The organism is Bacteroidetes Order II. bacterium, assembly GCA_016788705.1.
In the GTDB taxonomy this organism is placed as follows: Bacteria; Bacteroidota; Rhodothermia; order Rhodothermales; family UBA2364; genus UBA2364.
On sequence record JAEUSQ010000047.1, the window covers coordinates 1 to 21,676 of the forward strand.

The 21,676-nt window shown below is 44.0% G+C and carries 20 protein-coding genes; 16 read left to right on the plus strand and 4 right to left on the minus strand.

Annotated features, from left to right (window positions below; translation table 11 throughout):
• Window positions 1-204: 204 nt before the first annotated feature.
• Window positions 205-3,252: an efflux RND transporter permease subunit gene (locus JNN12_12175; GenBank protein ID MBL7979089.1), complete on the minus strand. Its 3,048-nt coding sequence runs from the start codon at window positions 3,250-3,252 to the stop codon at window positions 205-207.
• 339 nt (window positions 3,253-3,591) lie between these two features.
• Between JNN12_12175 and JNN12_12180 the strand changes: the two genes are divergently transcribed.
• The 11 genes from JNN12_12180 to JNN12_12230 all read left to right on the plus strand — a co-directional run bounded on the left by JNN12_12180 (window position 3,592) and on the right by JNN12_12230 (window position 14,302).
• Complete coding sequence (locus JNN12_12180; GenBank protein ID MBL7979090.1) at window positions 3,592-4,662, plus strand: M42 family metallopeptidase; 1,071 nt, start codon at window positions 3,592-3,594, stop codon at window positions 4,660-4,662.
• A gap of 77 nt (window positions 4,663-4,739) precedes the next feature.
• Entirely contained in the window at window positions 4,740-5,396 is a 657-nt protein-coding gene (locus JNN12_12185) for a DUF2490 domain-containing protein (GenBank protein MBL7979091.1), read from the plus strand.
• Between the two features lie 15 nt (window positions 5,397-5,411).
• Window positions 5,412-6,344 (plus strand): glycosyltransferase family 2 protein, encoded by a 933-nt coding sequence (locus JNN12_12190; GenBank protein ID MBL7979092.1) that lies wholly within the window; start codon window positions 5,412-5,414, stop codon window positions 6,342-6,344.
• Entirely contained in the window at window positions 6,344-7,021 is a 678-nt protein-coding gene (locus JNN12_12195; GenBank protein MBL7979093.1) for a GNAT family N-acetyltransferase, read from the plus strand. The genes JNN12_12190 and JNN12_12195 overlap by 1 nt, the downstream gene beginning before the upstream one ends.
• A 3-nt stretch (window positions 7,022-7,024) precedes the next feature.
• A complete protein-coding gene (locus JNN12_12200) occupies window positions 7,025-7,435 on the plus strand; it encodes a hypothetical protein (GenBank protein MBL7979094.1) in 411 nt (136 codons plus the stop codon).
• Window positions 7,436-7,452: 17 nt separating this feature from the next.
• Window positions 7,453-8,613 carry a dTDP-4-amino-4,6-dideoxygalactose transaminase gene (rffA, locus tag JNN12_12205; protein ID MBL7979095.1) on the plus strand — a complete coding sequence of 387 codons (1,161 nt, stop codon included), beginning with the start codon at window positions 7,453-7,455 and terminating at the stop codon, window positions 8,611-8,613.
• 103 nt (window positions 8,614-8,716) lie between these two features.
• Complete coding sequence (locus JNN12_12210; GenBank protein MBL7979096.1) at window positions 8,717-10,105, plus strand: family 1 glycosylhydrolase; 1,389 nt, start codon at window positions 8,717-8,719, stop codon at window positions 10,103-10,105.
• Window positions 10,068-10,913 (plus strand): sulfurtransferase, encoded by an 846-nt coding sequence (locus JNN12_12215; GenBank protein ID MBL7979097.1) that lies wholly within the window; start codon window positions 10,068-10,070, stop codon window positions 10,911-10,913. Before JNN12_12210 ends, JNN12_12215 begins: the two co-directional genes overlap by 38 nt.
• A 30-nt stretch (window positions 10,914-10,943) precedes the next feature.
• Window positions 10,944-11,567: a uracil phosphoribosyltransferase gene (gene upp, locus JNN12_12220; protein MBL7979098.1), complete on the plus strand. Its 624-nt coding sequence runs from the start codon at window positions 10,944-10,946 to the stop codon at window positions 11,565-11,567.
• Between the two features lie 107 nt (window positions 11,568-11,674).
• Window positions 11,675-12,100 carry a hypothetical protein gene (locus tag JNN12_12225; GenBank protein ID MBL7979099.1) on the plus strand — a complete coding sequence of 142 codons (426 nt, stop codon included), beginning with the start codon at window positions 11,675-11,677 and terminating at the stop codon, window positions 12,098-12,100.
• A 384-nt stretch (window positions 12,101-12,484) separates the two neighbouring features.
• Window positions 12,485-14,302: a Na+:solute symporter gene (locus tag JNN12_12230; protein ID MBL7979100.1), complete on the plus strand. Its 1,818-nt coding sequence runs from the start codon at window positions 12,485-12,487 to the stop codon at window positions 14,300-14,302.
• A gap of 34 nt (window positions 14,303-14,336) precedes the next feature.
• On the opposite strand, the gene JNN12_12235 is transcribed toward JNN12_12230, so the two are convergent.
• Window positions 14,337-15,410 carry a PA0069 family radical SAM protein gene (locus tag JNN12_12235; protein MBL7979101.1) on the minus strand — a complete coding sequence of 358 codons (1,074 nt, stop codon included), beginning with the start codon at window positions 15,408-15,410 and terminating at the stop codon, window positions 14,337-14,339.
• 133 nt (window positions 15,411-15,543) lie between these two features.
• On the opposite strand from JNN12_12235, the gene JNN12_12240 reads away from it, so the two are divergent.
• Genes JNN12_12240 through truB form a run of 3 tightly spaced genes read left to right on the plus strand, consistent with a single transcriptional unit; the run spans window position 15,544 to window position 17,399 of the window.
• Entirely contained in the window at window positions 15,544-16,239 is a 696-nt protein-coding gene (locus JNN12_12240; protein ID MBL7979102.1) for a YdcF family protein, read from the plus strand.
• A gap of 11 nt (window positions 16,240-16,250) precedes the next feature.
• The gene (gene rbfA, locus JNN12_12245) at window positions 16,251-16,658 is read left to right on the plus strand and encodes a 30S ribosome-binding factor RbfA (protein ID MBL7979103.1); all 408 of its coding nucleotides are present in this window, start codon (window positions 16,251-16,253) and stop codon (window positions 16,656-16,658) included.
• A 30-nt stretch (window positions 16,659-16,688) separates the two neighbouring features.
• Entirely contained in the window at window positions 16,689-17,399 is a 711-nt protein-coding gene (gene truB / locus JNN12_12250) for a tRNA pseudouridine(55) synthase TruB (protein ID MBL7979104.1), read from the plus strand.
• Here truB and JNN12_12255 read toward each other — a convergent pair.
• Window positions 17,392-18,162 (minus strand): enoyl-CoA hydratase/isomerase family protein, encoded by a 771-nt coding sequence (locus JNN12_12255; GenBank protein MBL7979105.1) that lies wholly within the window; start codon window positions 18,160-18,162, stop codon window positions 17,392-17,394. The two genes, truB and JNN12_12255, sit on opposite strands and share 8 nt — an antisense overlap.
• 62 nt (window positions 18,163-18,224) lie before the next feature.
• A complete protein-coding gene (locus tag JNN12_12260; GenBank protein MBL7979106.1) occupies window positions 18,225-18,662 on the minus strand; it encodes a PaaI family thioesterase in 438 nt (145 codons plus the stop codon).
• A 217-nt stretch (window positions 18,663-18,879) separates the two neighbouring features.
• On the opposite strand from JNN12_12260, the gene JNN12_12265 reads away from it, so the two are divergent.
• Entirely contained in the window at window positions 18,880-19,377 is a 498-nt protein-coding gene (locus JNN12_12265; GenBank protein MBL7979107.1) for a hypothetical protein, read from the plus strand.
• A 28-nt stretch (window positions 19,378-19,405) separates the two neighbouring features.
• Window positions 19,406-20,506, plus strand: coding sequence for a hypothetical protein (locus JNN12_12270; GenBank protein MBL7979108.1), 1,101 nt, complete (start codon window positions 19,406-19,408; stop codon window positions 20,504-20,506).
• The last annotated feature ends 1,170 nt before the right edge of the window (window positions 20,507-21,676 follow it).

The following is a 21,676-nucleotide window of genomic DNA, read 5'->3' on the forward strand; positions in this document are numbered from 1 at the left end:
CCGCACTGCTTCTTCTTTGAACGCCCTGTCATACTTGCGCCGCAACCGGTTCGCACTTGCAGGACTTAATGCTTGTTCTTGTTTCTTCATGACACAATATTAAGTTAGATTTGTGTCCGCCTAAATCAGACCACCTCAGGGTAACCGAAATGCACGGAAAATATTCCGTACTCATTAATAAGTAGGCGTATTCGCGAGCGGGTGCTATTTCTTTGTCAGGCTTTCGTAAAGTACGGGTACTACAAAAAGGGTTAGGACTGTGGCAATGGTCAATCCTCCTGCGATAGAGATGGCCAGTGGCATTCGTAATTCCACTCCTTGTCCAACGTCGAATGCGGAGGGCAACATCCCCAAGACGGCAGTGATGGTATTAATGATAATCGGACGAGCGCGATAACGTCCAGCCAGCAAGATGGCCGTCCGAGTGTCGTGCCCCTGCTGTCGGGCATAATTAATAAAATCTATTTTAAGGATAGCATCGTTGTCCACAATGCCGACCAAGACAATACACCCGGTCAGGCTCATCAGGTTAATGGTTTGACCTGTTAGCCAGAGTGTCAGAATAACCCCGGCAATGGCCAAGGGAACCACCGTCATGATGATGAGGGGTTGCTTCAAGTTTTCAAATTCGGCGACCAAGATTAAATAGACTAGGACAAAAGAAAATAAAAGAGACCAAATAAGGGCTTGTAAACTGGATAAAAAAGCTTCGTTTCCTCCGTGGACATCCGCTTTAATTTGTTGCGGTACGGTTTTTTGAATTACCTTTTCTAAGGCACTCGTGGCCGATCCAAGGTCCGCATCTGGAGCGACATCTGCGAGAATCCGTACCACATTGGCTTGGTCGTACCTAAACAGTGCTGCAGGTAACTCAATAAAACGGGCTTGGACAAAGGTTGAGAGAGGTAACAGGCTTCCAGAAGTTGTGGGGATTTTTTGTGTTAAAAGTTTCTCGATGGTATCAATATTGCTGGTTTTAAGTACGATTGGTATAGATTCATTGATGCTTCTGAGTTCGGTGGTTTGTTTTCCACGTGCCGAAGCTTCCAGATAATAGGTTACTGTGGCAGCAGAAACCCCAAACCGAACAAGTGCCTCTCGGTTGAAGATCAGGGAATAAGCGGGAATATTTACGGCGTTTGCTTTCCGTACATTTTGGATAGCGGTTTCTTTCTTGAGGGCTTCGATGAGGGTGGGAATGATTTCTTCTGCATCGCTTCGCCGCTCTGTGCTTAGGTCTAAGTATAGGTCTGCATCGGTAGTGGTTAATATTTCATCTAACTCACTGGGTTGCGGTTCCACTTCCCATTGTGTATCGGAGGGTAGTTTTAATGTGTAAAGGTATTGGAGTACCCTCTTGGTTTCTTGGTCTTCGGGCAATAAAAAGGTAAGGTCTGCCTGATAGGGTGGTCGTGGGTCGGCGTCCAAACGGGTTTCGTCTCGTTCACCAAGATCGGATAAGATTCGTCGAATAGATTTAGAGGCATTGGAAAGGTTTTCAATCGTTTGTATCCGTTCTTCCAAAAGGGGAAGGTCGGCGTCTGCGGGTAGTGTAACCCGTGCGTGAATACGCCCCTGGTCGGTTTTGGGTACAATTTCACGGCCAAGCATCATGGCCATAAGCCCCGCGATTGCGAGAAACAACACACACCCGATAAGGACCTGTTTTTTATGGTTTAAGGACCACAAAAGAAAACGTTCATAACCTGCCATAAACCGTCCAAGTTGTACCTCGATAGCAGGAATTGGAAGTGGTTTGTTTTTTAAACGAGATCGGGTTTTTCTTCCCATTAAAAGGGGTACGACAAAGAGCGCCACCAATAATGATGCACTTAACGAGCAGATTACGGCCAATGACTGATCTCGGAATAAACGTCCGGCTAAGCCCTCTGCAAAGGTAATCGGAATAAAAACAACGAGATTGGTAAGGGTGGAGGAAATAATAGAAGGGGCTACTTCAGCCGTGCCCTGTAGTGCAGCATCGGACCAGCTTTTTCCTTCATCGTGCAGACGCATGATGTTTTCGATCACCACAATGGCATTGTCCAGAATCATCCCCACGCCCAATGCCAATCCTCCCAAGGAGATCAGGTTAAACGTGACTCCAAACACTTCAAAGAGTAGAAATGTTAGCAATAAAGAAAGTGGAATGGTAATTCCTACGGCCAGTAAAATCCGGCGTTTTCGTAAAAAGAGGAATAAAACAAGGGTTGCACATAGACCGCCATACCATAATGATTGGGTGACGCCGCCAATGGCATTTTCAATGAATGCCTTATCGTCCATCACTACATCCAACTGAATGCGGGGTAATTCTGTGGAAAGTTCTTTTAAGACTTTTTCTACCTCTTCTACTGCTGTAATGGTATTGGCATCGGGAGTACGTTCTACAAGCAATAAAAGGACTTCGGTTCCATCCAACCGGACGGCGCCGCGCCGGTCTGCGATGCTTTCACGGACGGAACCGACATCGGAAAGACGAATGGGGGTAGCACCCACGTGGGGGATTAGGGTTGCCCTAATATCTTCTAAATCTTTAAATTCCCCACTAATTTCTACTGCATATTGAAATGGCCCACGTCGTATTAAGCCGCCAGGCAGTGCGATATTGGCCGAGCGTAGGCCTTGTTCCAATTGTTCGAGTTGTATGCCATAGGCGGACATTTTCTCCACTTCTACCTGTATGTCAATTCTTCTATCGAAGCCCCCCGTTACTCGTACACGCGATATAGACTCCAACTGCTCGATTCTTCGTGCGATAATCTCTTTCCCTACTTGCTTTAAGCCCAATAAATTACCTGATTTCCCTCCTTTTTCGCTTAAGGCGATATGCATAATGGGGCGATCACTGGGGTCTATTCGCAGAACAATTGGCCGACCCGCTTCGGCTGGGATGGCCGCGCCCAATCGGTCTAACTGCTCCCTCACTTCCAGCATGGCCAAGTCTAAATTGGTGTTCCAGCCAAAGTCCAAACGGGTGATACTTCCTCCTAATTGGGCGCGTGATGTTATGCGTTTAAGGCCATTGGTTCCGGCAACGGCTTCCTCAATGGATTCGGTGATGCTTCGTTCCACACGTTCCGGCGGCACATCTGGGTAGGAAGTCCAAACCATGAGTGCCGGATAATGTAAGTTGGGCAACAACGCAACGGGAAGCCGCCACCAAGAGGCGATGGAGATAAGTATAAGTAACAAGAAGAGTGCGCTAATGGCAATGGGCCTACGAAAACTCCAGGCAATGATACTACGCAAGTTGTACGAAGATTAAGTTGAGTACAAGGGTATTTAATCGAAGATACAAACTCTAAAGGCATCTTCCTTCACTTATTTGTGGAAATGATTAGGGTTGACAACCCCTAAAATGAAGTTCTATGAAAAATTGTATTCATAGAAACGTGTTTTTAATCTGTTTATGTTGTACCTTGGGAAGTTCATTTATTCAAGGGGAAGCCTTTAAAAAAAGCGTTAAACATTAAACCTTCATGATTTTTAGACTGAAGAATAATCAAAAAGATAAATAATTATTTATCTTTAAAAGTTGATAATATTTATTTTAGATCGGATAAATTAACATAAATCACAACCTATTTTATGCTGATGCACGCAAAAGAATTTCTTTGGGAATTACTCCAAACAGCAAGTCCTTCGGGATTTGAAGCGCCCGGCCAACGGGTTTGGGCAAAATACACGCGCACATTCGCGGATCAGGTGGAAAATGATGCCTATGGCAATACCTGGGCCATCATAAAGGGCACTTCTTCGCAGCCTACGGTGATGCTGGAAGCCCACGCAGACGAAATTGGATTCATGATCCACCACATCACCTCGGATGGCTTGCTCTATGTACGGCGGGTAGGCGGTACCGATCATGCGATTGCACGTGGAAAACGGGTGGTTTTTGCAGGTGATTTGGGTGAGGTTGTGGGGGTAGTAGGCAATACGGCCATTCATATTCGAGATCGTGAAGGCGAAAAAGTGCCTAAAATACATGATTTATGGGTAGATATTGGGGCAGACACCAAGGACGAGGCCGAAGCCCGTGGATTGCGGATTGGGCAGGTGGGCGTTTATGTAGATGGGCCTTTGGAATTGACTCCCAATCGTATCATCGGACGTGCCTTAGATAACCGGATTGGGGGGTACATCATTGCGGAGGCCACGCGACGCCTTCAACTGGACAAAAAGCCTACCGCAACGGTGTATGCCCTTAATGCGGTACAAGAAGAAATAGGTGGAAATGGGGCTAAAATGGCAGCTTATCGGTTATATCCCACAGTTGCTTTGATAGTGGATGTGTGCCATGCTACCGATACCCCTGGTATCAATTCCTTGGAGCATGGCGAAGTAAAATTGGGTGCAGGGCCTACCCTCTCGCATGGCGGAGCCAACCATCCGCTGGTAGTGGGACGCCTCATGGAGGTCGCGCAAGCGGAAGGAATCTCCTTACAACACGAGGCCATCTCTCGCTATACGGGAACCGATACCGATGATATTTTTGTGGCCCAATCTGGTATCCCAAGTGCTCTTATCTCTTTGCCTATGCGCTACATGCACTCTACTATCGAGATGATAGACACCCGCGATGTGGAAAATATCATCCGGCTCATGGTTGGGTTTGTTCAGTCGGTAAAGCCAGAAGATCGTTTTGTAATCAAAATCTAACCTTTCGGGCTGCACCCTTTTGGTTGAGAGGCGTACAGGGGTTGAACACTTTTAACTCAACCTTAATTGGAAACGGCATGAAACATATTTGGGGAATCATTTTTTTCTTGGGATCCATGCAAACGGCGTGGAGCCAAAACCTGCAACATGGCAGCGGTGGCTGGTACACCTATGTAGGCAACTATCGTTTAGAGGACGATTGGAGTTTGCATGTTGATTCGCAAATTCGACTCAAAAATCTGACTGGAGCCATGCAACAATGGAAAAACCGGATTGCCGTAAATCGTCAGGTGCGGGCCAACCGAACAGCAAGTATAGGCTATGCGCTTGCAATTTTAGGAGGAACAGAGCGGCGGTATGAACACCGTCTTTATCAGCAGTGGATTCGTCGCGCACCCTTGGGGAAAGCGGATGCCGCCCATCGGTTACGGTTGGAGCAACGCTGGATAGATCGTGATTTTCAACTTCGTACTCGCTACTCGGTTCGGGCAACTCGGAAACTGAATACAAAAGGTGATTGGTATGCGGCGATGGGTAATGAGTACCTGTTTCGGCTTTCTGAAGGAAAAACGGATCAAAACCGCGCCAATTTTGGCATTGGACACAAAGTTGCACCCAAACTATCGTTAGAAGCAACGTATATTAACCAATGGATTCCCGGGAAAACCCAGAACCAAATGAACCATGTGGTGCAATTGTCGGTATTGACACACCTGACGCTAGACTGGGATTAAAACAAAAACAAGCCAATGGCTGCAAAAGTACGCCCACAAATATCGGTGGTTAGTCCGGTATATAATGCCGAAAGAATCGTAGCAAAATTGATTAAAGAATTAGAAGGTGTTTTACAGGAAATGGCAATTTCGTATGAAATCGTGTTGGTGGACGACCGAAGCCTCGATGAGGGATGGCAAGAAATGAAGCGGTTGGCGGGTGCGTGCAACTATTTGCGTTGCATCCGCCTAAGCCGCAATTTTGGTCAACACCCGGCAATCATGGCGGGTCTGAGGGCTGCCAAAGGGGAATGGGTTGTGGTGATGGATTGTGACCTACAAGATCGTCCAGTAGAAATCCCTCGGTTATACCAAAAAGCAAACGAGGGGTTTCAGGTGGTCCAAGCAAAGCGCCAAAACCGCTCAGACTCTTGGCTAAAGAAAGCCTCTTCCTACTTGTTTTCTAAAGTATATGGTTTCTTTACAGATACCCGATACGATCACGAAATCGCCAATTTTGGCATCTATCACCATAAAGTTATTGACTCCGTTTTAATGATTGGGGATTCGATTAAATTTTTCCCACTTTTTGTGAATTGGGCTGGATACGAAAAAACCACCATTGCGGTAGAACATGGAGGGAGGGCTGAAGGAAAGTCTGCGTATTCTTTTGGAAAATTGGTCGAATTGGCATTTAATACAATCGTATCTTTTTCCAATAAACCATTAAAACTAATGGTTAAATTTGGATTGTCTATATCATTGTTTGCATTTTTTATTGGACTCTATTATATTTTCCAAAAAATAACGGGTGGGATTGTGGTTATTGGATATGCTTCTATGATGGTTTCTATTTGGTTCTTTTCGGGAATTATCATTACCACCATTGGAGTTGTTGGTATATATCTTGGAAAGATATTTGACCAAACCAAGTCTCGGCCTATTTATATTATAGATGAGGAATTGTGATGATTCGTAAATTAGAATGGGACAGTACTTTTTTTGGAATAGAAATTGGCATGTATGAATCTGGAGAAATTAATGACGCCAATCTATACGATTTGATTATCACCAAAAGCCCTATTCCTGATGCGATTTCTTTTCAAGGCTATGAGATGACCATGCAAGAAGAAAGACGTATTTATGAAAAGGAATTATTTGATAGCTCTTCAACGAAATCCGAGATTCAGCCCTTTTCCTCGTCCGGATTAAAGGTCGAAGATTTGTACCGTTTGGCATTTGAAGCCGGGAAATATAGTCGTTTTCGTTTGGACCCCTATTTTGATGAAAACGACTTTTATCGCTTGTATCGCTGTTGGGTGGAGGCGTCTGTTAAGGGTACATTTGCAGATGCGGTTTTTGTTTTGATGCAAAAAACAGCACCTTTGGGATTTGTTACCACCCAAATAAAGGAAAATATAGGGCATATTGGCCTGATTGCATCCGATCCGCTTCATCAGTTTCAAGGGATAGGTTCCACATTACTGGCTTATGCCGAAAAATGGGCAATGGTAGTTGGCGTCCAACGGATGAAAATTCCTACCCAGGCAATGAATAGGCGTGCCTGTTCCTTTTATGAAAAAAAAGGATATATACTTGTAGAACAATCTTATATTTCTCATTATTGGAGAGGGAGAAATATATAAATTATGCCATACTTACACGATGATTATATTGAGGTTATTTCTAAATATTCATTAGAAGAATGGGAACCTCTAATGGATTTTATTAGGGTTTTGGAAATAAAATACTCTTCGCAAGATCAAGGTTCAAAAAAAATATTTGAAACTGATTCTGTCGAGCTGAGAGAATTTTTAAATATTATTCATTATAAAACACCAATTATGATCGTTTTTGACTGGGTAAATTGGATGGAAGGAAAAAGGTTCCTGCAAAAATTGGATACAGATTTTTCTTTGTTTTCGATACCAGATTTATGCAAATTGATGACGGTTTTGGTGCGCGCCGATCGTTTCAATGAAGGTTTATTACAATCTTCTTTGGAAAATGGATTGATTATAAATCTATTAAAGGCTGTGCAATCGAAATTGAAATTTTAATCTACTATATCTTTAAAATGAAAAAAATTCCCTTCAATAAACCTTACTTAACGGGCAAGGAAACACTATATATTCAGGATGCGGTCCATTATGGGAAAATTAGTGGAAATGGTAAATACACCCAGATGTGTCATCAGTTTTTTGAAGCGCATTATGGCTTTGGAAAGTGCTTATTAACCACTTCCTGCACCGATGCCCTCGAAATGGCTGCTTTATTATTAGATATTCAACCAGGCGACGAGGTAATCTTGCCGTCTTATACATTTGTCTCGACAGCAAACGCCTTTGTACTTCGCGGGGCAAAATTGGTTTTTGCAGACTCAAGATCAGATCACCCCGGAATAGAAGAATCTCACCTAAAAGCATTGATAACCGCTCGTACAAAAGCCATTGTTGTGGTGCATTATGCTGGAGTAGCCTGTGATATGGAAAAAGTGATGGCGCTTGCCCATGAATTTGGACTGTACGTGGTTGAAGACGCCGCTCAGGCCATAGATAGTTTTTACACCTTTTCAAATGGCAAAAAAGTTGCTTTGGGCAGTATCGGCCATTTAGCTGCTTTTTCCTTTCATGAGACCAAAAATATCATTTCGGGCGAAGGCGGTATGCTGGTCGTAAATGATTCTCAGTTTGTGGAACGTGCCGAAATAATATGGGAAAAAGGCACCAATCGTGCAGCATTTTATAGAGGAGAAGTAGATAAATATGGATGGATAGATGTGGGTTCCTCATTTTTACCTTCAGAAATTGTTGCAGCATTTTTATTTGCACAATTAGAATATTTAACGTCTATTCAAGAAAAAAGAAAAAAATTATGGTTTCATTATTTTGAAAGCCTGAAACTTGCGGAAGCACAAGGTATTCGTTTACCATTCATTCCACATTATGCTACCAATAATGCCCATATGTTTTATGTGGTGGCCCAAAATGGGCTTCAGCGTCAAAAAATCATAGATGCGTTGGGTGCTGCAGGATTTCATGCAGTTTTTCACTATCTTTCACTCCATAGAAGCCCGTTCTATGCCCAAAAACATGATGGTCGGAACCTACCGAATACCGATTTATACACCGATTGCTTGATTCGTTTGCCCCTGTTTTATGAATTAGACGCAATAAACATAGATCGTATGGTTTCAATAATAAAAGTAGTTTCCCAGACGAAACTAGGTACATATTAAATAATTATTTTGTATAAAGTACCTATTTTTAAGTTGATCATTGTGCTCATGAAAGAAATACATACAGTATGCATTCTTTGTAGAAACTAAAAAAAGTAATTACTTGATTAAGCGAAACAAACTACTGGATTTTACCAAAGCGATACCTGAAGAATTGGTATTTCCGAAAGAATTTATATTTGGCGCAGCCTCGGCATCACACCAAATTGAGGGCGGAACCCTAAATAATAACTGGACTGCATTCGAAGGTTTTACCCGGCCAGATGGGTCGTCAGGCATCCGAACGGGAGAATCCTGTGGTATTGCAGCCGATCATTGGAACCGATTTTCCTCTGATGTCTTGTTGATGCAGGACTTGGGCTTAGGGATTTATCGCTTTTCTATCGAATGGAGCCGGATTGAACCACAAGAAGGGCGTTTCGACGACTCGGCCTTGCTTACGTATCGTCATTGGTGTAAACAACTCCGAGAGGCTGGCATCGAACCAATGGTAACGCTTCATCATTTTTCCGAGCCGATTTGGTTTTCAGAAAAAGGCGGCTTTGAAAATCGGGAAAATATTGCTTTTTTTGAACGATTTATACGATTTGTAGTCCCTTCCTTATCAGATTTGGTTGATTATTGGATTACCATTAATGAGCCGGAAGTGTTTTCGGTTATGGGCTGGATGTTGGGCGAATTTCCTCCTGGAAAAACCGAACCGCATACGATGGCAATGGTGATGGAAAACATATTGCTGGCACATGCCCGCGCCTACCATTTGATTCATGAACTGGATAGATTAGATGCAGATGGAGATGGCGTGCCCTGCCACGTAAGCATTGCTAAAAATGTTTTGCTCTTTGACCCCAAGTCCAAGTGGAATCCAGCAGATCGCTATTTGTCCAATCTAATGAATCGCCTATACAATGACGCCATCTTAGAAGCGCTCCAGTCTGGTGTATTTCAGTTGTCTATGCCGGGTCAGTTTGATCTAAAATCTCATTTACCCGAATTGGCCAATACATTGGATTTTATAGGTTTAAATCATTATACCCGAAGTCTGGTCCGTTTTAATCCATTCAAGCAACCTCCTTTTACCATGCACACAGATCCTCGTTTTGGGATCAATGACATGGGTTGGGAGGTGTGGGCACAGTCTTTTTACGATGCGCTGATGCTGGTGCGCTCCTTAAGTTTGCCCATTTGGGTTACGGAAAATGGGATTTGTGATGGTGAAACCCCCGATCAAAGACGGGTGGCTTTTTTGGGAGATTCTTTATACGCACTTCAGGAAGCCATACGCGACGGCGCCAATGTAAGAGGCTATATTCATTGGTCGGTGATGGATAATTTTGAATGGGCGCACGGGTTCCAGCCCCGTTTTGGGCTTTTCCGTGTGGATTACAAAATCCAATCGCGGACACTCACCGAAGGGGGAAAATTATATAAATCCGTTATTGAAAAGCAAAAAAATGTATCCAGTACTGATTTCCACGCAGGCACTGTTTGAACACATGAATGATCCTAATTGGGTGATTCTGGATGTGCGTCATAACCTTTTGAAGCCCGATGAAGGGTGGAGGTTATTTCACCATTCGCATATTCCGGGTGCACAATTTGCTGATTTAGACCGAGATTTGTCCGGTCCTGCCATCAAAGGAAAAACCGGACGCCATCCTTTACCAGATCCATCCGTCCTCGCCGAAAAAATAAGCACTTGGGGCATAGATGATGCGGTACAAGTAGTGGTGTATGATGACTTCGGCGGGGCTTTTGCCGCAAGGGCGTGGTGGCTGCTACATTGGCTGGGACATCCTAATGTGGCTGTCTTGGAAGGGGGGTGGCCTGCTTGGTTAGATGCAGGGCTTCCGACAACAGCCACCGTTCAACCGAAAAACCGGAGACCGTTTGTTGCACGACTTCGTTCAGAGATGGTGGCAGAGGTGGCGGATGTGCTGGCGGCAGCAAACGAAGGTCGGCTTTTAGATGCCCGAACATTTGACCGTTATTGTGGAGAGAATGAGGTCATTGACCCGATAGCAGGACATATTCCCGGGGCTATTTCACGTCCCTTTATCAGTAGCTTTGATGGAGAAAGGTCCGGTAAAATAAAATATTTCAAAACCATTCCAGCACTCAAAAACGAATTAAAACCCTATACTTATCCTGTTTGCTATTGTGGTTCTGGCGTGACGGCAGCACATTTGGCTCTTTCATTTGTCTATGCGGGCCTACCTATGCCGCAAATTTTTCCCGGCTCGTGGAGTGAATGGATTACTAACCCAGATCATAGGGTACAAACGGGGCCGCAGCCTTGAACTTAATACACCCTCGATGAACTTAATGCAATCTCTATGCTAAAAATTGTCAATCATCCGGTTCTAAAACGGGACCTCACGATTTTACGGGATAAAAATACCCCGCACGGAATCTTCCGGAAACTATTGGCCGATGCCTCTGCGATCTTGGCCTATGAAGCGCTCAGCCATGTTACATTGGCGGAATATCCGGTAGAAACACCCTTAGAAACAACAACAGGTTATCGGTTTGCACAGGAAATTATCATTGTGCCGATCTTACGGGCAGGGCTTGGCATGGTAGAGGGCTTTGTGCGCTTTGTACCCGAAGCCCGAATTGGTCATGTTGGGGTTTATCGTGACGAACAAACGCATCACCCCGTAGAGTATTACCTAAACTTACCAGATCATTTGCCACAGGCTGATGTTTTTATTGTGGATCCGATGCTGGCAACGGGCGGGAGTGCAATCTGGGCGATTCATATGCTCAAAGAAAAAGGGGCAAAAAAGGTACATCTGGTGAGCTTGGTGGCTGCTCCAGAAGGCGTGCAGGCGCTTGAGGCGTCACACCCTGATGTGGAAATCATTGTGGCGACTTTAGACCGCGAATTAAACGATAAAAAGTATATTTTACCCGGTCTGGGCGATGCTGGAGACCGTATTTTTGGAACCTAAGCGTTGGTTTGTTCAAATTTGTGTTGGGATTTGGGGTGGAGATATGTATCTTAATAGAAGTTCTTATGGGCTTTGTATTTATTGTTCACCTTTAAAAATTTTGCAACATGAAAAGAAACATGATCATGTCAGTATGGACGGTAATCCTGTTGGGATTTACTTCGGTTATTTTTGCACAAGATTCTCCGATTATTGGAGGCGACCAAGATGCACATGGTTGTAACCCATCCGCTGGATACACATGGTCTGCCCTGAAAAAAACGTGTATTCGTATCTTTGAAGATGGGATTGCTTTAGACCCACAGACAACTGATCTGCAAAATGGTACGAGCGCATTTGTTGTCAAAAAAACCGGAACCGATGTCAAAGTGGAGGTCTTCTTGCCAGATGCTTCCAAAGGCACTGTGTTGAATCGGGTTAAGAAAAACAAAAAAGGATCGGAATGGAAGGGTGGAGGCTTAACCCTTTCTATGACTGGCAAAAGCTATAAGTTATTTAAAAATAAAAAACTAATTTATGCGAGTAGCATGTGATATGTTGATCTTCGCATAAACCGTTTTTAACCGTTTTGTCTTGCCTTCTTTTGCAGCCTTGGTATTTTTACCAAGGCTTTTTTGTTGTGAAGCGCGGGAGTAGTACATTGAGTGATTACTTCTCGTTCAATTCCATAGACGTAAAGTATAGGCATAGGTAAAAAAAGTATTTCTTCTTCTATCAGCCCTTCTAAAGAAAGCTCGTTGACGGGTTGTTATGGTTTGCGGAATGGAGGCGACTATAATTGTGGGTGTGGTGTTTTTAGGTTTTTAAAATAAAAAAGGCTTTCATTTAACCCAAAACCATCCTATTTTAACATACTTTGCCGAAGTAGCCCTAAGGTGTACACTCCGGTATTTTATGTCCCAAAACAATCAATAGGCATGATGACCCTCCACTGGTTAGACCTAACCATCATCTTTCTGTTTCTTGCGGGTACGCTCGCCATTGGTTTTTGGTTGGCCAAGCGGGCGTCGCAGAGTGTAAAAGCATACTTTTTGGCCAGTAACGACTTACCTTGGTACGCCCTGGGCCTTTCCAATGCTTCTGGTATGTTTGACATTTCTGGAACCATGTTTACGGTGGCTATTTTATTTATTTATGGTCTAAAGAGTGCCTGGATTCCGTGGCTTTGGCCTGTTTGGAATCAGGTTTTTATGATGGTGTTTTTGGCGGCATGGCTCCGACGATCGGGGGTGACTACGGGCGCCGAATGGATCACTTTTCGGTTTGGCGAAGGGCGTGGGGCACGGTTGGCTCATGGTGTGGTGGTGATCTTTGCGGTGATAACCGTGATTGCATTTATGGGATATTTTGTGGAAGGGATTGGGAAATTTGCGGTTACTTTCTTGCATTGGGATTTGTCAATTGCAGCGATTGGTCTGTCAAACGAAGATGCGTATGCCTTGTTGATTATTGCAATCACGACGATTTATAGTGTTAAAGGGGGGTTTTATAGCGTTGTCGGGACCGAGGTGCTACAATTTATCATTATGACGGCTTCGTGTATTGTGGTAGCAGTCATTGCGATGTGGGTAACCGATCCGGCCCTGCTTGCGGCCAATTTGCCTGCTGGCTGGTACGACCTTTGGGTGGGGTGGAAGTTGGAATTGGATTGGTCACAAATTCTCCCCTCTGCCAATGCACAGATCGAAAAAGATGGTTACGGAATGTTTGGAATGTTGATGACCCTTATGATTTTTAAGGGTGTTTGGGCCAGTTTGGCAGGACCAGTGCCCAGTTATGACATGCAACGGGTACTTTCGGCCCGGAGTCCAAGTGATGCTGCTCGGATGTTTGGCTTAACACCTATCGTATTGACCTTGCCGCGTTATTTGATGATTGCCGGATTTGGGGCACTGGCCATCGCCTTTTTTATTCCGGAACTTGCCAAGATGGGTGACCAGGTGGATTTTGAACAAGTCCTACCCTTTGCCATCAACCAATACATTCCTATCGGCTGGAAAGGACTTTTGCTCGCTGGTTTATTGGCCGCGTTTATGTCCACCTATTCAGCGTTTCTAAATGCAGGCCCTGCCTATTTGGTTAACGACCTCTATAAAAAGTATATCAATCCAACGGCACCAGAAAAAAACTATGTCCGTATGAGCTATTGGGCAAGTGCAGGCGTGGTAATAGTTGGTATTGCTTTTGGATTTGTAGGAGGGAGCATTCAGCAAATGACCGAGTGGATTGTCGGCTCGCTCTATGGTGGCTATGCAGCTGCGAATGCGCTGAAGTGGATCTGGTGGCGCTTTAATGGATATGGATACTTTTTTGGGATGCTTGCGGGTTTGCTTGGGGTGGTTATAATTCCACCGTTTTTCCCCGGTTGGTCTCCGATGGAGCAATTTATACCACTATTGCTTTTTTCACTTCTTGGTTCAATTACAGGATGTTTATTAACCCCAGAAGACGACCGCGAAGCGGTCAAAAACTTCTACAAAAAAACCCGTCCATGGGGTTTCTGGGGGCCTATTCGCATGGAAGTAATGGCTGAAGATCCGGCATTCTGTCCAAATACTGATTTTCGTCGTGACTTCATTAATGTATTGGTTGGGATTGCTTGGCAAATGTGTCTTGTGATCGTCCCCATCTATTTTGTCTTTAAAAATTGGTCCGGCTTTGGGTGGAGTATGTTGGCCTTACTGGTCACTTCAGCCTTTTTATGGTTTAATTGGTGGAAAAAACTGAAGGACTAATCGCCAAAGCATTTTGTTTGTGAGGGCTTGTTACTCAGAATAAGTCTAATTGATCTCCGCTTTTTTGGGGTACCTGAAAAAGGTCGGTTCTGGTTTTAGGAAACTTGGTTGAGTAGCCGTTTTTGCGATGAGCTACCCGGAAAATATGGCGAACGGTCTCGGCCCAGATTCCCTTCCCCTTCATTCGGTGGCCAAATCGGCTGTCACGGAGTTCTTTCCCGTGTAAATCTTCTAAACGGTGTTTGATTTTTTGTGCTCGGAGGGGGAGTTCCTTGTCTAACCATTGTAAAAAAAGCCCCTGAACAGCACCGGGGAGCCGCACCATCTGGTAGCCTGCCACTTGCGCGCCATAATCGCGGGCCGCTTGTAAGATTTCTGGAATTTCTTCATGCGTAAGTCCCGGAATTACTGGAGCAACCATTACACCAACGGGAATACCCGCCAATGCCAATGATTCGATGGCTTTCAGGCGTGCCAATGGGCGTGAGGTACGGGGCTCCATTGTACTGACCAATTCATCGTGCAACGTGGTAACAGAGAGCATTGTTACGACCAAGTCTTGCCGGGCAAGGTCTTGCAAAAGGTCTATATCGCGCGTAATGAGGGCATTTTTGGTGATTACGCCGACCGGGTTACGGAAATCGCAGAAAACCGCTAATAAACGTCGGGTAATCTGCATGTGTCGCTCTATGGGTTGGTAACAATCGGTATTTCCGGAGAGTGCAATTTGCTGAGGAATCCAATTCTTGGCCCTAAAAGCCGCTTCCAAAAGTTTGGGCGAATCTGGCTTGTATAAAATCTTGGTCTCAAAATCCAATCCTGCGGAAAACCCTAAATATTCATGGGAGGGGCGGGCATAACAATACACACATCCATGTTCACAACCACGATACGGATTAATGCCAAATGTAAATGGAATATCCGGGCTGTCGTTCTTGGACAGAATACTTTTGGAAGGATCCAAAAATGTTTCGGTGGTGATCTGACGCAATTCATCTGCTTCTAATGCAGCCGGATCGTATTCAACCCGACGCGTTTCAAAGCGGTTTTGAGGATTGTGGGTGGTTGCGCGTCCCCGTCGCCTTGGCATTTGATCGTGTATATCCATGAAATGAGGTGTCTTACATGTATAATACATATTTGCGTTGGTAAAATCAAGCCGACGGTGTATCTTTCGACGAAAGGTCGCGTACCAAAGGCTTAATTTCTGTTCATTCGCCTTTTTATTGTTTTCCAATAACATGCACAACCTCCCCAAGCCCATTACTTCTAAACCACCCCCTTTGCCCGTTAAAAAACGTCGTTTGATCTTCCCTATGCGTTTGGTCATGATCGTCATGTCTGGGTTTGGGTTATTGGCAGGGACAACGGCTTGGCTTACACGAAGTACCAGCAAACTCATGTACGAAACAGCCGAAGCGGTGCCACAGGCGGAGGCCGCTTTGGTGTTGGGTACCAGCAATCGCACGCGGTCTGGTGGGGTAAATCTTTACTTCAAATACCGCATGGATGCGGCAGCGGCGTTGTATCTTACAGGAAAAGTTCGGTACCTCTTGTTAAGTGGCGATCATCGTAAAGACAATTACAATGAACCCGGTATGATGCGGAAAGCCCTTAGGGAACGAGGCATCCCGAATAGAGCGATGAAAGAAGATGGTGCTGGGTTAAGAACTTTAGATTCGGTAGTACGGGCGCAAAAAGTGTTTGGCATTGAAAAAATGGTGATCGTTTCGCAAAGACAACATTTATTCCGCGCCTTGTATATTGCAAAGCATGAAAAAATAACGGCTTATGGCTTGGTTGCCCGAACACCAGGAGTTACACGACCCACTTGGATTCGTCAGACTGCACGGGAGGCATTGGCCCGGATTCGTGTCATTTTAGACCTTTATCTGTGGCGTGAAAAGCCCAGCCTAACCCCTAACCCTTCGAATTAAAATAAAAAAATATGAGTATCCGTACCGAACGGGTGGCAAGACTGGTTCAAAAAGAAGTGGCGGTCTTGCTTCAAACCGATTTTTTCGAGTCGTCGCAGGCAATGACAACCGTTACCCAAGCCCGTGTCACTCCCGATTTGTCTATCGCCTATATCTATATTAGTATCATGGGCGAGCCTATTGAAAGAAAAAACGCCTTTAAACGATTAGAAAACATTACCCCTGAAATCCGACATGCCTTAGCCGCCCGGATTCGTCATCAGGTTCGGGCTATTCCGGAGCTGCGTTTGATGTTGGATGAATCACAGGAGCAAGCCATGAAAATGGAACACCTTTTTGCTGATTTGCGCAAAGAACGGGAAGAAAAAGGGGAGGTGGTAGTGGATGCTACGCTGTACCCACATCTGAAGGAAGATTAGAGACCTGTTTGTGTTTTAGCCTAATTTCTGATGGATCATCCTTTGCTGATACCCGCCGGAACGTTCCCTTTGGAGTTTACGGCGGGGATTTTTTTGGTGGATAAACCGAAAGAGTGGACCTCGTTTGATGTGGTGGCCAAAATGCGGCGCATCCTGCATATCAAGAAAATTGGACATGCAGGCACACTCGACCCCATGGCTACTGGTTTGTTATTGGTGTGTGTAGGACGTACCGCAACGAGTCAAATAGACACCTTTATGGGTATGGAGAAGGAATACACCGGAATGATACGATTAGGGGAAACCACCGAAAGCTACGATGCCGAGTCGGAAGTCCTTGAAACAGTTTCCGCAGACCATCTCACGCTCGCAGACGTTCAAGCGGCAGGAATGGCTTTTAGGGGAGAAATCGGACAAAGACCGCCCATGTTCTCGGCCATAAAAATTGGAGGTGAGCGTCTGTACAAAAAAGCGCGAAGGGGGGAAATGGTAGAGGTTCCCGAACGGAGCGTCACTATTTATGATTTCGACTTGCTGGGAAAATCGGGTAATGATGTGCCGTTTCGGGTACGGTGTAGTAAAGGGACGTATATCCGCAGTTTAGCACATGATTTAGGACAAAAACTGGGAGTTGGGGCACATCTTACGGTACTTCGCCGGACGGGAATTGGGCCATTTCGGGTGGAAGATGCCTGGACAATGCCCCAATTAATGGAGATTCAACGGCCAACAATTAGCTGAAACGGCTAAAATCGGGTTTGCGTTTTTCGAAAAAGGCCGTTGCGGCTTCCTCGAAGGCTGAACTTTTTAGTGCTTCCTCAAACGCATCCAACTCACTTTCGATAACAGCCTTTAAGGCCAATTTTCGCTTTTCAGGGTTTAAAAGGCTTTTGGTATCACGGACAGCGTTTCCCGCAAGGCTGGTAAATTGTGTACAAACGTTCGTGGCTTCGTCATAGACAGATTCGTCCGTGGTCACGTGCGTAGCCAAGCCCATCTCATAGGCACGTTCCCCACTAAAGGGCGCTCCGGTCATGAGCAAATACCGTGCACGGGTGTGCCCAACAATAGAAGGCAGAAGCCAAGAAGACCCGAACTCCGGCAATAATCCCAATTGCGAAAACGGCAACGAAAGACGCGCATCTTTGGCCACCACAACCGCATCGCAGTGCATCAGCACCGTTGTCCCAATTCCAACCGCCAAGCCTCGAACAGCTGCAACCAAAGGTTTTTGTATGTTTAACACTGTATAAATAAAGCGAACCGTAGCTGTTTCGCGTAAGGGTGTTCCTGCTTGGGCAAAAAAGGCAAAGTCCATCAGGTCGTTGCCCGATGTGAAGTTTTCGTTGCCGCGTAGCAAGACAGCCCGTACTTCAGGGCGAGACTGAGTCGTAGCGATGGCATCCGCTAGGTGTCCATACATGTCTTGGGTCAGCGCATTTTTTCGTTCTGGTCGGTGAATGGAGAGAATCAGTACCCCATTCTCTAAGGATTCTTGGATCATAATTCAAATTAGGTTAGAAGATCAATTTGCCTAAAATAAGAAAAAAACGCAAGTTAACCTTGTTAAGGGGCTAAAATCTGATTGGTGGAAAAGGCTAATGCAATTTTTTTCCCAGACGGACTCAGCACGGTAGCCCGCATGTGTAAATAAGATTTACTTTGCTCTAAAACCTCGCCATGCACTTCTACATATGTATCTCTAATCGTAACGGGTCTTAAATAAGTGGTATTTAGCTGGGTAGTGACGCTGGTTGGCGCAACTAAATAGCTTAATGGGCCGAGCGTATTGTCTATGGCCGCCACAATAAACCCGCCTTGCATCAGGCCAATGGGGTTTTGAAATCGCGGGTCGTTTGGGAAGCGACAGATCAAAATACGGTTTTCGGTAAATGACACGTATTCGCCATTCATTTCGGTAAAGCACGGTGGCGGAAGCAACATCTTGCGCTTTGTGCTTTTTTCTTGGAAATGGTTTTCTAAAAGTTCGGCTAAAGAGGGCATAAGCAAGTAATTGATAAGCTTTTGGAATATAAAAGGCACGACAAAGCTAAGGATACGATTCGTGAAGGCAAATAAATATATGAATATTTGATTAATGTGTGTTTATGTGTTTTGAAACGGTTGTTTTTTTTTACGTTCATTGTGATTTTAAAATAGCATAAAAGCATTTGCTTCTTTTGTTTTTACAGTGCAATTCAATTATTTAAGATCAAGAGTCATGAATAGATTTAAGATTTATTTGATCGCCTTGGGTGCTTGTTTGCTTATTGGATGCGCCAAGGACGTTCGACGAGAACCAATCTCAACGGCTCATAACCTCATTCCTGCGCATATAACGTCCTTACTCAAGGAAAAAAATCAAGTTGCTATCAATGAGCGGGGGCTAATTATCTTTTCGCTCTACAAAAACTCGGAAGACTTAAAGGCTTATGTGAAATCTTTCAAGGAAATATATGCCAAGAAATACCATAAAAAGATCATGATTATTCTTCCGAATCAAAAATATATCTCTGATTCCGAAAAAGCACATTATGCGTGGTTTGAAACACCTTTAACAAACCAACTATACCTTAAAGAACGATTAGATCAGCTTCGGGTTTGTACCACTACTTGCGCAGATGGCATCGGGATTTACAATTTAAAACATTATACAATTGAGGAAGGATATAATCGCTTGTTATTGCCTGATGAACTTATTCAACGTCTTACTTTGTAGGTATTCTAACCCTTTAAATTGTAATAAGATGAAAAAAATTAGTTGTCTTTTCTTTGTTCTTGTGTTCTACAGTGGATGCAGAACCACCCATCAAACATCTGAATTACCAGCACAAATAGAGCAGTTGGTAAAGGAAAACTTGTCTGCTTATACTTCGCCGAAAAAGACGACTAATATCTCCTTAGATGCTGTAACGCCGCAGGCATTGTACCCCGAAACAGCGATAGGCAACACGGGCCAATTGGTATTGGCAGCTCCTACCTCCTTTATCCTGCATCGAGATTCCCTCTATATTGTGGATTTTAAAAACCATCATATAGCGGTGGTTTCGGCAAAATCGTCTGCTATTTCAAGGACCACTGGGCGCAATGGCCAAGGGCCTGGGGAGTTCAGTCAGCCCACCAGTATTTGCAACAATGGCCAGTATATTTTTGTAGAAGACCGCAATAATGGCCGGATACAAGCTTTTTCGCAAGAAATGAACTATGTGGATAGTCTGCCTATTGCCTCAACACTCCAAGGCAATGCCATGTGTAACCAAGATTTTGTTTTTGTGACGAAACAATCGCCAGATCGTAAATTCATTATGCAAGGCTTTGAAGCAAAACCACCTTTTAGAAAAGCCATCAATATACTTCCCTATTTGTATTCAGAAAAGGATAAGTTAATGGGCTTTAATCAAGTTGTTGCTGCAGAGGCTGGTCAAAATATATATGCAGCTTATCGCACATTGCCCTTTGTATTTATTTTTAATAAAAAAGGTGATTTTTTAGAATCTTTGTCATTTCAAAATGAAAGAATAACGAGGGTATTAAACGATAATAGTAATGCAGTGACTGCTATGCTCTCGAATAATCATCAACCCCTTACGATGCTGTTCGGAACGATTGGTAAATTAGAAAAAAATGCGATTGCTATCTCATACTCTAACAAATTAGCAATTATAAGGCAAAAAAATGGCAAATGGCAAATGGCAAAAATGCTTCATTTATTTAAAAATGAGCTTGCTTCAAAAACAGATGTTAAAAACTTTGTCATGATAGGTCAAGTATTGATAAACGAAAAAAATATTTATGTCATTCCAGCAATAGCAGCTAATGACCCTTTAATTTATAAATTTAAACTGTAAAAGTAATGAAGACAAAAATTTTTACATTTACCTGCTTCTTGATGTTAGCAATTTCAACACCATCTTGGATTGCTACCTCTAAACCTACGGCGAGTAAGTGCCTGTGGCTTGGGGAATGTTTCTTGCCCTGACACTACGATCACATGCATAGGAATCAATGGATCTGCCTATTGTCAATCCACAGATTGTCAGTGCTCTTGCCGTACAATAGATGGCAATGGCGAAGAAGTAATAACAGATTTTAAATTCTGCTCACCTGTATAACCTAAACCTGTAATTTTATGAAGATAAATAAGTATTTTTATTTTTAGGTTTGACATTTCTTGTCTGTCTAAGTAACTATACTGTATTTGCAGTTCCGCCATCGAATAATGGTCCCACAGCTTCTTGTGGAGGACCGGATACAAATTGTATTGCCCATACTTGTTCTGCACCGTCTGGCAAGGGGGCAAGTTGTATTAGTCAATCTTGCGGTTGTAATTGTAGCTGGTATTCTGGAGAGGAAATGCAGTTTGATGCTTGGATATGTGTCCCTAACCCTTGAAATTAGGGATCGTCCTTATTACGGTTTCATCACTTCGCGTCTTTGTGCATTAAGCAAGGGCGCGAATTTTTTTATGCAACTTTAGTCTAAAAAATATAGATGGCCAAACGGAAATTGTTGGCTTATTATTAGGGAAATAGGATAAATTAAGGGATAAAAGATAAAACCAAAAACCGCTTCCAAGACAGAGAACGGTTTTGGTCATTTGTCGTAAAATGGCCTTGGGGCCGCTTATTTTGCAGCAGGAAACGTTGCCGACCCATCCCGTTGATACACATATCGGAAAGTATAGTATCGAGCAGTGTCTTTTAGGGCATCCGGTGCAATGGGTGCTCCCTAGTAACAACTCAGAATTTGGAGTCTTACATATTTTCCATCTGTCGTTCTGAATAGAAGAAGTTTGCCCGGAATGGGCTAAGAGAATATAAGAAATGTTTTGGGATTGAAGTGTTTTTCTAAAGCATCAAAAAGCGTGGTATGGACGTAGTGACATGGTCCCATTTTCACGGACACAGCGTTAAGTTAGAAAAGTAGCGTTCCTCAAAGTTGTCGGGGCAAAGATAGCCCAGTGCCGAATGCCTCCTTTTCGGGTTGTAGTAGCACGCTATGTAATTGAAGATTTCCGT